The organism is Paenarthrobacter sp. 2TAF44 (assembly GCF_052114885.1).
Classification (GTDB): Bacteria; Actinomycetota; Actinomycetes; order Actinomycetales; family Micrococcaceae; genus Arthrobacter.
Map to the genome: position 1 here is coordinate 15,627 of NZ_JBFRFP010000043.1, position 13,125 is coordinate 28,751.

The following is a 13,125-nucleotide window of genomic DNA, read 5'->3' on the forward strand; positions in this document are numbered from 1 at the left end:
GGAACGGGCATATATCCCAGCGACAGACATTGCCCGGCACTAGCTGCGGCAAGCAAGGAGACGGAATGGGCTCGACACAACTGCCCCCCGGGACCGATGAAACTCTGGCGGCAACCTCAGCGGCTGTAGCTGCCTCGGGTGAACCCGTAGAGATGGTCCAGTTGCTCGGCCCTGACGGAAAGCTAGGCACCGATCCCGTCTTCTCTGACTATGCCAAGCGGATAGACCCCGAAAAGCTCCGCGTCTTTTATGCCGACATGGCCAGGATTCGCCGTTTTGACCAGGAGGCCACCGCGCTGCAGCGCCAAGGCGAACTCGCTTTGTGGGTGCCGCTGACCGGTCAAGAGGCCGCCCAGATCGGCTCGGCCCACGCCAGCCAGCCCCAAGACTACATTTTCCCCACTTACCGTGAACACGGTGTCGCATTGGTGCGCAACGTGGACCTAGCTGAATTGTTGAAGCAGTTCCGCGGAGTCTCCAACGGAGGCTGGGACCCGCGGGGGAACAACTTCCACCTCTACACCTTGGTCCTCGCCGCGCAGACGCTTCACGCAGTGGGCTACGCCATGGGCATCCAGCGTGACCAGAAGCTCGCGGTTGCCGATGGTTCCAATGATCCCAAGGCTGCAGTGGTTGCCTACTTCGGTGACGGCGCCAGCTCCGAAGGGGACGTCCACGAATCAATGGTTTTCGCTGCCTCGTACGACGCCCCGGTTGTCTTCTTCTGCCAGAACAACCACTGGGCCATCTCTGTGCCTACCGAAGTCCAGACCAAGGTCCCGTTGGCCAACCGCGCCAAGGGCTATGGATTCCCGGGAATCCGTGTGGATGGCAACGACGTCATTGCCGTGCATGCCGTCACTGAATGGGCCTTGGAGCATGCCCGTGAGGGCCGCGGCCCTGTACTTATCGAGGCGTACACCTACCGTGTCGGTGCGCACACCACAGCTGACGACCCCACCAAGTACCGCGAATTGGCCGAAGAGACCGCGTGGCGTGCGAAGGATCCGCTGGAGCGTTTGGAGAAATACCTGCGGACTGAAGGGCTCGCCGATGAAGCCTTCTTCGAACAGGTTCAAGCCGACGGGGATGAGCTGGCCAAGTATGTCCGCAGCACCACGCACGGCCTGGAGGTGCCGGACATCCGCGATTCCTTCGCCAACGTCTATGCCGAAGCACACCCGCTGATTGCAGAGGAACAGGCGTGGTTCGAGGAATACTCGGCAGGCTTCGAAACCGACCAGGAGGCAGCTAACTGATGGCGACCATGACCATTGCCAAGGCCATCAACGAGGGTCTCCGCGCATCGCTGAAGAGCAACCCGAAGTCCCTCTTGATGGGCGAGGACATCGGGCATCTCGGTGGCGTTTACCGGGTGACTGATGGCCTGATCAAGGAATTCGGGGCCGACCGCGTCGTCGATAGCCCTCTGGCAGAGTCCGGCATTGTGGGAACTGCTATTGGGCTCGCATTGCGTGGCTACTCGCCGGTGTGCGAAATCCAATTCGATGGCTTTGTCTATCCGGCCTTCAACCAGATCACCACGCAGCTGGCCAAGATCCACGCCCGCAGCCATGGCCGCCTGACTGTTCCTGTGGTTATTCGGATCCCCTACGGCGGCGGAATTGGTTCCATCGAGCACCACTCCGAATCCCCGGAAGCGTTGTTCGCCCACACCGCTGGCCTCCGTATCATTTCGCCGTCCAACGCCCATGACGCTTACTGGATGATCCAGAAAGCCATTGAGTGCCAGGACCCTGTGATCTTCTTCGAACCCAAACGCCGCTACTGGCTAAAGGGCGAGGTGGATGTTGAGAATGCTGGTCTGTCAGAAGACCCGTTCAAGGCACATGTGGTCCGTGAAGGTACGGACGCCACGATTGTGGCTTACGGGCCGTTGGTTCCGGTTGCCCTCGCCGCCACAAACGCGGCCATCGAGGACGGACGCAGCATTGAGGTCATCGACCTCCGCTCCATCTCGCCCGTGGACTTCGACACCATTGAGACGTCGGTCAAGAAGACCGGCCGCCTGATCGTCGCCCATGAAGCCCCCACGTTCGGTGGTATCGGCGGAGAGATTGCAGCCCGCATCAGCGAACGGGCGTTCCTGCACCTTGAAGCCCCTGTGATCCGTGTTGGCGGTTTCCACATGCCGTATCCCGTGGCCAAGGTTGAAGAGGATTACTTGCCGGACATCGACAAGATCCTCGAAGCGCTCGACCGCTCCCTGGCTTACTAAACCGCCCTGATCCAGTCCGGCTTCACAGCCGGGCAGACGGAAATCGAGGACCACTGTGACTGTAAAGAAATTCAACCTGCCGGACGTCGGCGAAGGCCTGACCGAGGCCGAGGTAGTGGCTTGGAAGGTCAAGCCCGGCGACACCGTTGCCATCAACGACGTACTGTGTGAGATCGAGACGGCGAAGTCGCTCGTTGAGCTCCCCTCGCCCTTCGCCGGCACGGTCACCGAGTTGTTGGTCGAAGAAGGCATAACGGTGGAGGTTGGCACCGCAATCATCGCGGTTTCGGACAACCAGCCCGGGGATGCGGCGCCGGTGACGCAGGCTCCGACCGCGGCTCCCGCCGTCGAGGCTCCGCTCTACGGCAAGCTTCCTGTTGATACCGACAGTGGCGAGAACGGGCCGGCAGGCGGACCCCTTGTGGGTTCCGGCCCCAAGGCCGACGCCGTGAAGCGCCGTGCGCGCAAGCGTCCAGCCGGTACTGGCGAGCCAACTACAGTTGCGGAAAACGCCGAAGGTACAGTCCAGGACCATCAAGCGGTTCTGGCTGCCCAAGCAGCCCAGGTGCCGATGCCTCAACGCCCGACGTCGGCACGCGCCGCCGTCGCGCCGGTCAGCCAATCGCCGGTCAGCCAATCGCCGGTCACCCAATCGCCCGTTACCCAAGCGTCAGAAGTAACAGCGCCAGAAGGCGGAGCACCAGGAGTTTCAGCCCCAGGTGTTTCGACGCCCCAGACCGCCGCATCACGCGGTGCCGCCATCAGCGGTACCATCAGCGGGCTCGTCAACAAGGTCCTGGCGAAGCCGCCGGTGCGCAAGTTCGCCCGCGATCTCGGCATTGACCTTGCAGACGTCGTAGCCACAGGACAGCGCGGCGAGGTGACCCGCGAGGACCTGGTCAGCTATCAGGCCCAGCGTGACGCTGAGCTTGATCAGGCGGAGTCGTTCTGGGGCGCTTCCAAGAAGCCGCAGGACCAGAGGATCGAGCGCGTACCTGTTAAGGGTGTGCGCAAGGCGACCGCCAAGGCCATGGTGGAGTCCGCGTTCACGGCACCGCACGTCAGCATCTTTGTTGACGTCGACGCGAGCCGGACCATGGAGTTCGTCAAGCGGCTCAAGGTTTCACGGGACTTCGAGGGCATCAAGATATCCCCGCTGCTTATTTTGGCCAAGGCCGTCATTTGGGCCGCCGCGCGGAACCCCAGTGTCAACGCCACATGGGTAGATAACGCTGATGGCAACGGCGGTGCGGAGATCCAGGTCAAGCACTTCATGAACCTGGGTATTGCAGCTGCAACACCGCGTGGCTTGATGGTGCCCAATATCAAGGACGCTCAGGATCTCTCCCTGAAGGAGTTGGCCCTCGCCCTCAACGATCTCGCCACGAAGGCCCGGGCGGGCAAGACGCAGCCAGCCGAGATGCAGGGCGGCAGCCTGACCGTCACCAACATCGGTGCGCTTGGCATCGATACGGGAACGCCCATCATCAACCCGGGCGAGGTTGCCATCATTGCGTTTGGAACCATCAAGCAGAAGCCATGGGTCCTGGACGGGGAAGTGATTCCCCGGTGGATCACCACGCTGGGTGGGTCCTTTGACCACCGGGTGGTTGACGGCGACCTCTCGGCCCGCTTTATGGCGGACGTAGCTGCCATTCTCGAAGAACCGGCATTGTTGCTTGACTGATCGCCTGGCCGCCACCAATGCGAGCGAAGGGCCGAACACCGCTTTGGCCGCCGACGAGGCTGGTCACGTGCCTGCCCAGTTGCGGTCAGGACACCAGTTGCTCTCAGGACACCAGGTGCAGTCAGGACGCCAGTTGCTATCAGGACCCTGGCGCACCGTCGCCCGGGTTCTAACGGAAGCCTTTCAGCCGCCGATCGTAGTGACGGCCCTACTGTTGATCAGTCCGGCTATCGAACCGGGGTTTCCCGGGACGATGGGTTTCGGGCTGCTGGGAGCCCTCTTCGTTTGCGTCCTGCCGTTGGCATACGTGCTGGTGATGATCCGTCTGGGCAGAATCACCGATCATCATGTCAGCGACCGTCGTCAGCGGCCCGCGTTGCTGCTGCTTGCCTTGATTTCCGTGCTTGCGGGCGTCGGGGTTCTCCACCTGATCGGGGGTCCGGTGAGCGTTTCACTCATGATCATCGCCCTGCTCGGAGGCATTGCCGTTCTGGCCGTGGTGAGCGCTTTTTGGAAGATGAGTGGACACGCTTCGGCAATCGCCGCCGCTGCCGTCATTGTGGTGATGATGTTCGGGCCCGGCTGGCTGCCCCTGTTGGGCATAGTGCCGGCCGTTGGATGGTCGCGCGTGGTTCTGCGGGCCCATACGCTCGGGCAAGTCGTCGCCGGTTCTTTGTTCGGCGGCATCGTCATCGCAGGTTTGTGGTGGCTGCTGCGGGAGTCGATGCTTTGAGGGCAGCAGGCCACGCGCGGCGGGGCAGGCCTCCCGAGGCTGGTGTAAAGACGGCCCCGCTTAGAACGCGGGGTAATTAACCAGCAACGCCTGAAGTTCCGTAGTGGACATGTGGTTTGCCATCTCCGCGCTGATGCCCATAGCCATGGCCGCGAAGGTGATCATTGCGACGCACGCAAGGGAGAGGAACCGCCAGTCCTTGCGCATGATGCTGCCGAAAGTTTCAGGCATGTTCAAGCTAGGGGAAATCATGTTGGGGGCGCTGTCCCAGGAGCCGTCGTCGAGCATTGCGATGATGCGGTCATTCGCGCGGTCAAAACGCATCGTGCTGATGCTGTTGCCGTGGCGGGCAAGCAGGATGTCGTGTCCAACGCGCTGGCGCGGCTGCAAAGTAAGCAAGTGAAGTCCCCTGAAGTCAGTTGATGGAGGATGGCTCACGCCATTGGGGGCATCTCAATTTTATAACGATGACTTCTGGGACCAGGCCTAAATCACGCCAAAAGCCGGGTGAGCCTCCCCACCCGGCGGCGTGATTCAGGTCGCTTACGGTTGGTCGGTCTTGGCGATATAGACATCGCAAGGAGCGTTGTGGGCCACAGTGTTGGCTACGCTGCCAAGGACACGACCCAGGCCCTGCATGCGCCGGTTGCCCACCACGATCAACCGTGCTTCGAGCATTTCTGCTTCCTTGACCAAGGCTTCACCGGGCTTGCCGCGGGCCGCCGAGTACGTAACCTCAAGGCGGTCATCAGACAGGCGCTCCGCGACGGTGCGGGCGACGGCTTCGGCTTCGGCGGCGTCTGACACGATCCACTTGTCCGTCCCGATCTCAACCACCTCGGTTTTGTTGCTGTCGAAAGCGCTCACCACGCGAAGACTGGCTCCAATCCCGATGGCCAGTTGCTGGGCAGCCTTGGCCGCCCTCATCGCCGTCTCGCTACCGTCTACTCCTACAATGACAACCCCGGTCATAGTGCTGCTCCTTCAGTGGTGGCTTTGATGGCCTCTGCGAGAACAGGGGCCAGACGACGTACGCCTTCGGCAATCGTATCCGGCGGTACAGCACTGAAGGCCAGGCGCAGCTTGTTGGAGGGTCCGTCTGCCGGCGAGAAAGCTGCGCCGGGAATGAAGACAACCCCCGCGTCGATGGCCTTCTTCAACAAGGGGTAGGTGTCCACGCCTTGGGGCAACGTAACCCAGACGAAAAATCCACCGTCGGGGCGTGTCCACGAAAGCCCTGCCGGCATGTATTCGTCCAAGGCGGTGAGAAGGGCTTTGCAGCGTTCTGCGTAGAGGCCACGGTACGTTTCGATTTGTCCCCACCAGTCGTAGTCACGCAAATATGCGGATACAAGCATCTGGTTCAGGGGCGGCGGGCAAAGCGTGACTGCTTCGGAGGCCAGGTAGAAGCGACGCTGCAGGTGGGCCGGCACCAAGGCCCAGCCAATGCGAAGACCCGGTGCGAAGATCTTGGAGAAGGACCCCAAGTAGATGACGTCGTCTGGATTTGCAGCCCGCATCGGGGCGATTGGGTGACCGTCAAACCGCAGCAGGCCGTAGGGATTGTCCTCCAAAACGATGATATTCGCCTTGCGGCATATATCGACGATCCGCTGCCTGCGCGCTTCCGCCAGGGTAATGCCCGAGGGATTGTTGAAGTTGGGGATCGTGTACAGGAACTTGATGTTTTTGCCCTCTGCCTGAAGCGCCGCGATCCTGGCCTCGAGGAGTTCAGGTACCAACCCGTCGTCGTCCATTTCGACCGGCTCCACCTGCACTTGGTAAGCCTCGAAGGTATTCAGGGCCCCAACGTAGGTGGGGTTTTCGACGAGGACAACGTCGCCGGGATTGCAGAAGACCTTGGTGGCCACATCCTGCGCTGACTGGGAACCTGCAGTAATCACGATGTTCTCAGGCTGGGCGTCCATGATGCCTTCTGCTGCCATGATCTCGCAGATTTGTTGGCGCAGTTCCGCGGTCCCTTGGCCACCGCCGTATTGCAGAGCGGTCATCCCGTCTTCGGCGATGATCCTGGCGGCGGTCTGGCCAAGCTTTTCCAGCGGCAGCGATTGCAGGTATGGGTTGCCTCCTGCGAGCGAGACAAGACCAGGCCGCATGGAGATATCGAAGACGTCGCGTACAGCGGACTGCTTGATGTTGGCGGCCCGCGCGGAGAAAAGCTCCTCGTGTGGGTGGGCGGCAGCCGTAGCGGCCCGCTCAATGGCGTCGATGGCTTCAGCGGGCAGCTTGGTGCCGGCATCCAATGTTTCGTGGGTCACAGTGACAGGATACCCCCGAAGGTTGCTAAGTAGGCAACATATGTTTTCAAGAACGCGCCGGTTTGCCGTGTTTCCTTTACGCCGGGAACGCCAGGGGCTGGAATGTAGCTATGACACTGCACCGGGGATCCGTGACCAAGGCCGAACTCTTCCACAAGCTTCACGATGCCGGGCCCACGCCGCTGGTCCTGGTGAATGTCTGGGATGCCGCCTCCGCCCGAGTGGTGCAGGAGGCTGGTGCGACGGCGATAGCCACTTCGAGTTCGGCGGTTTCCTGGAGTTTGGGGTTCCGGGACGGTGACCACGTGCCGTGGGGGTTGGCGATGGCGGCACTGGGGCGGGTCGTAGGGGCAACCAAACTGCCGGTAACTGCAGACATCGAAACTGGATACGGGCGTACAGACGATGAACTGCGGGCCACTGTGCACGGAGTGCTGGATGCAGGAGCGGTTGGCATCAACATTGAGGACTCGGCTGCAGAGCCACTCACGGAAATCAACGAACAATCGCGGCGAATCGCTTTGATCCGTGCCGTGGCGGACGAGCGCGGAATCCCGTTGTTCATCAATGCCCGAACCGACACCTACCTCTCGGGACAGTATGCGGATAGCGCTTACGAAGAGACCCTCCACCGCGCCGACTCCTACCTTACGGCGGGCGCGGACGGCATCTTCGTTCCCGGCGTCGTGGACCTTCACGTCCTGCATGAACTCTCCAGCGAGATCCCCGCACCCTTGAATGCCCTTGCGGGAGTAGGTGCGCCATCGCCGCTGGAACTTCATGACGCCGGCATACGGCGAGTCAGCATCGGCGGAAATACGGCTAAGGCTGCCTACGCAAAAGTCGCGCGGGTGGCGAAAGAGATCCTGGGGGACGGAAACTGGGCGGGATTGGCGGGCACCCGCAGCCACGACGAGATGGATGCGCTCTTCGCCCAGGGACCCAAGTACCGGCCGTAAGTCGCGCCGTTTGCGGCAGATGAAAGCGCACGACGACGGAACCTGGCTTTAATGTCGGACCCCACCATTAGCTTGGAATCAGCAGCAAAGACCGTAGGCAGGGGAGGGCGGATGGCAAGACGCAGTGTGCAGTTCTGGCGCATTGAGCAACTGAATGGCGATGATCTGCGCTCTCCGTTTCCGGCGCGCCGGGTGGCCGAGGTACTCCAGAGGGCCCAAGAGGCTGGGACCGACCGGCATTTCATCGGCGTGGACGGCACGGTGTTGCTGGCTCAAACGGCATCATTCTCACCTCATCCAGTGATCCTCCTGGACCGGGTGCGCGACACCAACCTGCCCAGCGTGGGCGATGCACTTGGACGCCGCAAACCCCTCCCGTTGGCGCCGGGCGACCACCTCCTGGAAACCACATACTTTGCCTTCCTGAAGCGGAACGTCATCGCCGTGTTGACCAGCGGCAATGGTCCTCGGGCGTCGAGGATGGGAGAGTACCTCGAAGGCATGTTGGGGCTTGAGCTCGGATTGGTCCCGGTGGTCCGTGAGGACATCGAGGAGATCCTCAGCAGGCTTGAGGTGAGTCGCTTCGAGTTCGCGCTTCCCGCTGAACGTCTCTCCGAAAAATTGATGGAGGGTGAATGGGCTGACGTTCTGGACAGTGCCTCACGTTTGATGAACCAGGGAACCTTCCGGATTTCCCTCAGTGTGGGCCGTTCAGGAAGGGCCGAGGACAAGCAGCGGATCCGGGAGCGCATCCAGCAGCTCATTGATCTCTTCCGTAGGGCGGGATCAGTAGAGCACTTCGACTACGTCGTGGCCGAGGGCAAGGACTCCCTGACCGGCGACCGCGAAGTGATTGATCTGCTTAAGGAGCGTTTCGTCTCCCACATCGAATTGGACCCGGATGTGTTCAACGATCCCCGAAAGTCCACTGCCGAGGCCATTGCCATCCTCAGTAAACAGGCCAGGGATAACGAGGCTTTCTTCGCCCTCACACTGCCGGACATCAGAGGCTCCGCAGATGCCGTCTCTGTGCCGGACATCGTCGCAGGTGGAATGGCAGCAGTGCGTGAGGCTCTGGCCGCGGCCGCTTCAAAGGAAGAACCCACAAAGGCGGAACCGGCCAGCGTGAAACCTACGGATGGGAAGTCAGCCCAGGGCTCAGAAGGCAGCGCGGATCATGAGCTTGTACGAGGTTGACATCGAGCACACCGGCCGCCGCCGGACGGTCTGGAGGTGGTTTCTGCTCCATCCGCCGGCAGACTATGCGTGGGCGATTTTGGCTGTGCTGATCTGGCTTGGCTTGGGGTGGCTCTTGAAGCAGCCGTTGATGCTGGAGGGCGTCGATCCGGGTGCCCGTCGAACCCTGTTCCAGACCCTCGCTACTTTGGCTGGCGCTACCGCTGGCCTCACGCTCACCAGCGTCTCCATGCTCATCAACGTGCTCGGCAAAAGGGCGGCGCCTGGGCAGCGCGAGCTTCCCTTGGAGAAGCTCACCGCCTTTCATCGTCGCCAAATCGGAGAAGTGTTCCTTTTCGCCATTCCGGGGCTAGGCCTGCTGGTGGTTGCTGCCCTCGTCACCGTGGTGTTGGAGGGCGATGGTCCCAGAGGTCTCTGGATCCCGGAGTCGGTTGTTTTCGTTCTCACCTTCGCGTCCGTCTTGGCACTGCTCCGTGTGGCGTGGGCGCTGCGGCGGGTACTGGCCATCGCAACGGCCTGAAGCCACGGCACTGAAACCTCAGCAACCTCAACTAAGTTCCTGCACCGCTAAATCTTTGCTGGCCCCCTGCAACGACTAAGCGGGTTGACAATGTATGTCTCCCGCGGAGGGTCCGACGCGCTATCGCAGGCTCAGCGCCTCAGCCAAAGTCTTGCCATTGACGTAAATTTCGGCCCGGGATGCCCCGCTGGCGGAGACGATGGTGTGCGTTAACTGTGCCTCGATGCGCGGGATGTCACACACTCCACCGGGCTGCAGCGTGCCCCCCAGGTTCACCACCACTGTTGCTCCGCTGACGTATCCGGACTGGAAGTGCAACGAGGAATTAGCCAGTGAATCGTAGAGGCCCGCGCCGGTGTCCAAGGGCATGCCAGCTTCCAGCAATCGGCTGAGCGCCACCGTCAAAGGGTCACCGGGTGCCAGTGCGCCGCGGACAGGCACCAGGCTGTCGTTGCATCCGAAGCGAACACCTCTGGCGCCCCCGTCGTCAACGGCAACGTAGTAGACGGCCGGCCCCAAGTTCAGGTCTTGGGGTACGGTCGCACCCCGGGCAACGGGAACAACAGCCGTCGGTGAAGGGCTCGGCGTATCGACGGGTATAGGCTCGACGCCGGCACTCGGCCCAGGCGTTGCGGCCACTGCCGTGCCACCGTCACCGGAACCAGGGCCAGCACCACCGGAGCCGGAGCCAGCACCACCGGAGCCGGAAATGCTTGAGGGAGTGGCGAGTGCATCCGGACGAGTCGCAGCGTCGCTTCCCGTTGCAGTGGATGTCGAAGACGGAGCGTCCGAAGCCCCATCCGCCGCAGCATTACCATCACCGGTCGAACCCGATGGGCCCACAGGAACCGATGAAGGAGTCCCGGATGGCAAGGGGCCCGGGGTGGAAGTGCAGCCAGCCAGCAGCAGACCCAGCATGAGGCAGGCAGCCGGGATCGCCGTCGTACTTGTTGGTCTCCGCCCGGCACGCATGACAGCCCCACGCTCCTGTCCGTCCACCTGTAGTTCAACGTTAGGCCGGTGCGACCTGCAGCAAAATGCCGCTACGGTGACGGTTCGGACAAGAGTTGATCACGCTGCATCCACCAGGCGCCGAAACGTGGACACCGGAAACGCAAATGCCCCCGCGCCGTCCTGCGGGTTCGCAGGGATCGGAACGGGGGCATTGAAAGCGAAAAGACTAGGCTGCTGCTTCTTCTTCCTGAACGGCAGTCAGGGGCTCGAAGATGGCCTTGATCTGCTCAACAACTTCAGCGTCGTCCTTCGGGTGCAGCTCAGCGAAACGGATCATGGAACCCGGGACGGCCAGCTTGACCTCGTCAAGGACCTTGGCGCCGGCGATGCCAACAGCCTTGCGGGCCTCGTCCTGTGCCCAGACTCCGCCGAACTGGCCGAAAGCGGTTCCGACGACGGCGGTCGGCTTGCCGGTGAGGGCGCCAGCGCCGTACGGGCGGGACAGCCAGTCGATGGCGTTCTTCAGTGATGCGGGCATGGTGCCGTTGTGCTCGGGGGTGACGAGGAGAAGGGTGTCGGCGTTGGCTGCGGCAACACGCAGGGCCGCAGCTTCAGCGGGAACCTGGCCTTCGACGTCGATGTCCTCGTTGTAGAACGGGATGGTGCCGAGGGAATCGTGGATCTGGACTTCTACGTTCTCCGGCGCGTTCAGCTGGATGGCTTCGGCGAGCTTCTTGTTGTGGGAATCAGCGCGGAGGCTGCCGACGAGGGTAAGAACGGTGCTCTTTGACATGGTGTCTCCTTTGTAAGTGTTTGGACCTTCACTGATACTAAACGGACCGCGGTCCGGTTTCTATTCCCGGGTCTAGAATGTTTTTTGTGAGCTCGATCCCAATCCAGCCGGACGTGCCTTTTGGTCCGCCTCATGAGCGCAGTGACGCCGCCCGGAACCGCGAACGGCTCCTTTGCGCTGCCCGCGAGCTGGTTGACGAGTTCGGGGTGGAAGCACTCACCATGGACGCGCTCGCCTGCAAGGCCAACGTTGGCAAGGGGACCGTGTTCCGTCGCTTCGGTAGCAGGGCCGGCCTGATGATGACCCTTCTCAGTGACTCTGAATCTGAATTCCAGCGCGGCTTCATGTTTGGTCCGCCGCCCTTGGGCCCGGGCGCCGCACCCAGCGAACGCCTCATGGCCTACGGTGAGGGCCGCATCTACTTCGTCCTGGAAAATGGCGAGCTCCTGAAAGCGGCCGCAACCAATGCCCGCAATCGCTTTGACGTGCCGGCCACTGTCCTTGCGCACCGACATATCGAGGTCCTCCTGCGTGAGGCCGGTATCGCCGATCCTTGGGTCATGGCGATGTCGCTGCTTTCCGCGCTGGACCCGGAACGGATTGTTAACGACGTGCGCGTTCACGGCATCTCGCCCAAGCGGCTCACTGACTCCTGGCGCGACCTCGTCTCGCGCCTCATGCGATCTTCCTAGCTCAAGTCCACCCGCGTTCGCGCTTTCGTAGTCCCCGCCTAAGTTGAACGAGGGTGAGTCTCACAAGGGGAGCTGGCTGTAAGCACCACAGTGTCTCCGACTGTGACTTTCGGCGATAAGTGGCGGTGTTTGTACAGCGCTATTTGAAGGTGAGATGGTCCGCGCCGAAATTGCAGTTATTTATGCATACACTCTGGCAGCGAGTAGCATCGGGGCGAAAAGCGTCCAGGAAGGTACGTCGGGCACTGGTTCGGCCCGGTTGATGAAGTAACCATCCGTATCCTTAGCATCCTCGCGGTGATTCAGGCGCCGGTCAGCTCGGCAGCTCAGCCACGTAGATCCGGGCGCTGCGCCGCTCCTGCACTGCGCTGAGCTGGTCGACTCCCTCGAACTCGTTGCAGAGCAGGAACAAGTGCCGACCGTGCGGCCCGCCGAGCGCGCATGAGAAGCACGGTACGTCAGTCTCGATCCGATGGGTGATCTCGCCGCCGTCGAGCACCCGGACGACTGCTCCAGCGGGCGCGCCCTCGACGCGGGTGTGCGCGAAAGTGTCAGCCGTCTGGGACCAGATACCGCCGGCGGCGTCAATGCAGATGCCGTCGGGTCCAAGACCCTCTGCCCAATTGCGGCGCCCCGATAGGGAGCCGTCGCGCCCGATGTCGAAGGCCGATAGTCGACCGGCGAAGGACTCGGCGACCACGAGCGTCGATCCGTCAGGAGTCACGACCATGCCGTTGGGGAACTCGATGTCGCCGGCTACCTCGCGAGTGGTGCCGTCTGGGGCGACCAAGCGGATCCACCCCGGTGTGGGTTCCGCGCCCACGGCGAAGTCGAAGTCGGCCCCGTTTACGTAGATGTGGCCGGCCGGGTCGACAATGACCTCGTTGCCTCCCTGCTCGCTGTACCTGTCGGTGGAGCCGTCTGGCCGCACCAGGGCCAGATCCTCGCCGGAGACCAGCAAACCGCCGTCGGGCAACCAGTCGATGGCCCAGCCCATCCTCGTCGGTCCGGATGCCATGACTTCAGTTTGGCCCAGGAGGTCGACGGCCAACACCTCACCGGCACCCCAGTG

15 protein-coding genes are annotated in these 13,125 nt (G+C 62.1%); 8 read left to right on the top strand and 7 right to left on the bottom strand.

From position 1 onward, the window contains the following. Positions 1-65: 65 nt before the first annotated feature. From pdhA to AB4Z15_RS24455, 4 genes are all read left to right on the top strand, one after another. Entirely contained in the window at positions 66-1,259 is a 1,194-nt protein-coding gene (gene pdhA, locus AB4Z15_RS24440; protein WP_442004409.1) for a pyruvate dehydrogenase (acetyl-transferring) E1 component subunit alpha, read from the top strand. Beyond that, a complete protein-coding gene (locus AB4Z15_RS24445) occupies positions 1,259-2,239 on the top strand; it encodes an alpha-ketoacid dehydrogenase subunit beta (RefSeq protein WP_442019322.1) in 981 nt (326 codons plus the stop codon). Before pdhA ends, AB4Z15_RS24445 begins: the two co-directional genes overlap by 1 nt. Before the next feature lie 55 nt (positions 2,240-2,294). Next, positions 2,295-3,926: a 2-oxo acid dehydrogenase subunit E2 gene (locus AB4Z15_RS24450; protein ID WP_442019323.1), complete on the top strand. Its 1,632-nt coding sequence runs from the start codon at positions 2,295-2,297 to the stop codon at positions 3,924-3,926. A gap of 115 nt (positions 3,927-4,041) precedes the next feature. Beyond that, the gene (locus tag AB4Z15_RS24455) at positions 4,042-4,659 is read left to right on the top strand and encodes a phosphatase PAP2 family protein (protein WP_442019332.1); all 618 of its coding nucleotides are present in this window, start codon (positions 4,042-4,044) and stop codon (positions 4,657-4,659) included. A 60-nt stretch (positions 4,660-4,719) separates the two neighbouring features. Here the strand turns inward: AB4Z15_RS24455 and AB4Z15_RS24460 are convergent, their stop codons facing one another. The 3 genes from AB4Z15_RS24460 to AB4Z15_RS24470 all read right to left on the bottom strand — a co-directional run bounded on the left by AB4Z15_RS24460 (position 4,720) and on the right by AB4Z15_RS24470 (position 6,938). Then, positions 4,720-5,058 carry a hypothetical protein gene (locus tag AB4Z15_RS24460; protein WP_442004413.1) on the bottom strand — a complete coding sequence of 113 codons (339 nt, stop codon included), beginning with the start codon at positions 5,056-5,058 and terminating at the stop codon, positions 4,720-4,722. Between the two features lie 144 nt (positions 5,059-5,202). Further along, positions 5,203-5,631, bottom strand: a complete 429-nt coding sequence (locus AB4Z15_RS24465; protein ID WP_431117086.1) for a universal stress protein — start codon at positions 5,629-5,631, stop codon at positions 5,203-5,205. Beyond that, complete coding sequence (locus AB4Z15_RS24470; protein WP_442019324.1) at positions 5,628-6,938, bottom strand: aminotransferase-like domain-containing protein; 1,311 nt, start codon at positions 6,936-6,938, stop codon at positions 5,628-5,630. Before AB4Z15_RS24470 ends, AB4Z15_RS24465 begins: the two co-directional genes overlap by 4 nt. 110 nt (positions 6,939-7,048) lie before the next feature. Between AB4Z15_RS24470 and AB4Z15_RS24475 the strand changes: the two genes are divergently transcribed. The 3 genes from AB4Z15_RS24475 to AB4Z15_RS24485 all read left to right on the top strand — a co-directional run bounded on the left by AB4Z15_RS24475 (position 7,049) and on the right by AB4Z15_RS24485 (position 9,614). Next, positions 7,049-7,897 carry an isocitrate lyase/PEP mutase family protein gene (locus AB4Z15_RS24475; RefSeq protein ID WP_442019325.1) on the top strand — a complete coding sequence of 283 codons (849 nt, stop codon included), beginning with the start codon at positions 7,049-7,051 and terminating at the stop codon, positions 7,895-7,897. Between the two features lie 111 nt (positions 7,898-8,008). Next, entirely contained in the window at positions 8,009-9,094 is a 1,086-nt protein-coding gene (locus AB4Z15_RS24480) for a hypothetical protein (protein WP_442019326.1), read from the top strand. Continuing rightward, positions 9,075-9,614 carry a hypothetical protein gene (locus AB4Z15_RS24485; protein WP_442019327.1) on the top strand — a complete coding sequence of 180 codons (540 nt, stop codon included), beginning with the start codon at positions 9,075-9,077 and terminating at the stop codon, positions 9,612-9,614. The genes AB4Z15_RS24480 and AB4Z15_RS24485 overlap by 20 nt, the downstream gene beginning before the upstream one ends. A 120-nt stretch (positions 9,615-9,734) precedes the next feature. Here AB4Z15_RS24485 and AB4Z15_RS24490 read toward each other — a convergent pair whose 3' ends face one another. Next, positions 9,735-10,613, bottom strand: a complete 879-nt coding sequence (locus tag AB4Z15_RS24490) for a GerMN domain-containing protein (protein ID WP_442019328.1) — start codon at positions 10,611-10,613, stop codon at positions 9,735-9,737. 181 nt (positions 10,614-10,794) lie between these two features. Then, positions 10,795-11,361 (bottom strand): NAD(P)H-dependent oxidoreductase, encoded by a 567-nt coding sequence (locus tag AB4Z15_RS24495; protein ID WP_442019329.1) that lies wholly within the window; start codon positions 11,359-11,361, stop codon positions 10,795-10,797. A gap of 86 nt (positions 11,362-11,447) precedes the next feature. On the opposite strand from AB4Z15_RS24495, the gene AB4Z15_RS24500 reads away from it, so the two are divergent. Then, positions 11,448-12,053: a TetR/AcrR family transcriptional regulator gene (locus AB4Z15_RS24500; protein ID WP_442019330.1), complete on the top strand. Its 606-nt coding sequence runs from the start codon at positions 11,448-11,450 to the stop codon at positions 12,051-12,053. Positions 12,054-12,233: 180 nt separating this feature from the next. Here the strand turns inward: AB4Z15_RS24500 and AB4Z15_RS24505 are convergent, their stop codons facing one another. Together AB4Z15_RS24505 and AB4Z15_RS24510 are read right to left on the bottom strand one after the other, a co-directional pair. Then, a complete protein-coding gene (locus AB4Z15_RS24505; protein WP_442019333.1) occupies positions 12,234-12,383 on the bottom strand; it encodes a DUF7660 family protein in 150 nt (49 codons plus the stop codon). Beyond that, positions 12,367-13,125: SMP-30/gluconolactonase/LRE family protein (locus AB4Z15_RS24510; RefSeq protein ID WP_442019331.1), on the bottom strand; the 759-nt coding region annotated here is incomplete at its 5' end. The genes AB4Z15_RS24510 and AB4Z15_RS24505, both read right to left, overlap by 17 nt.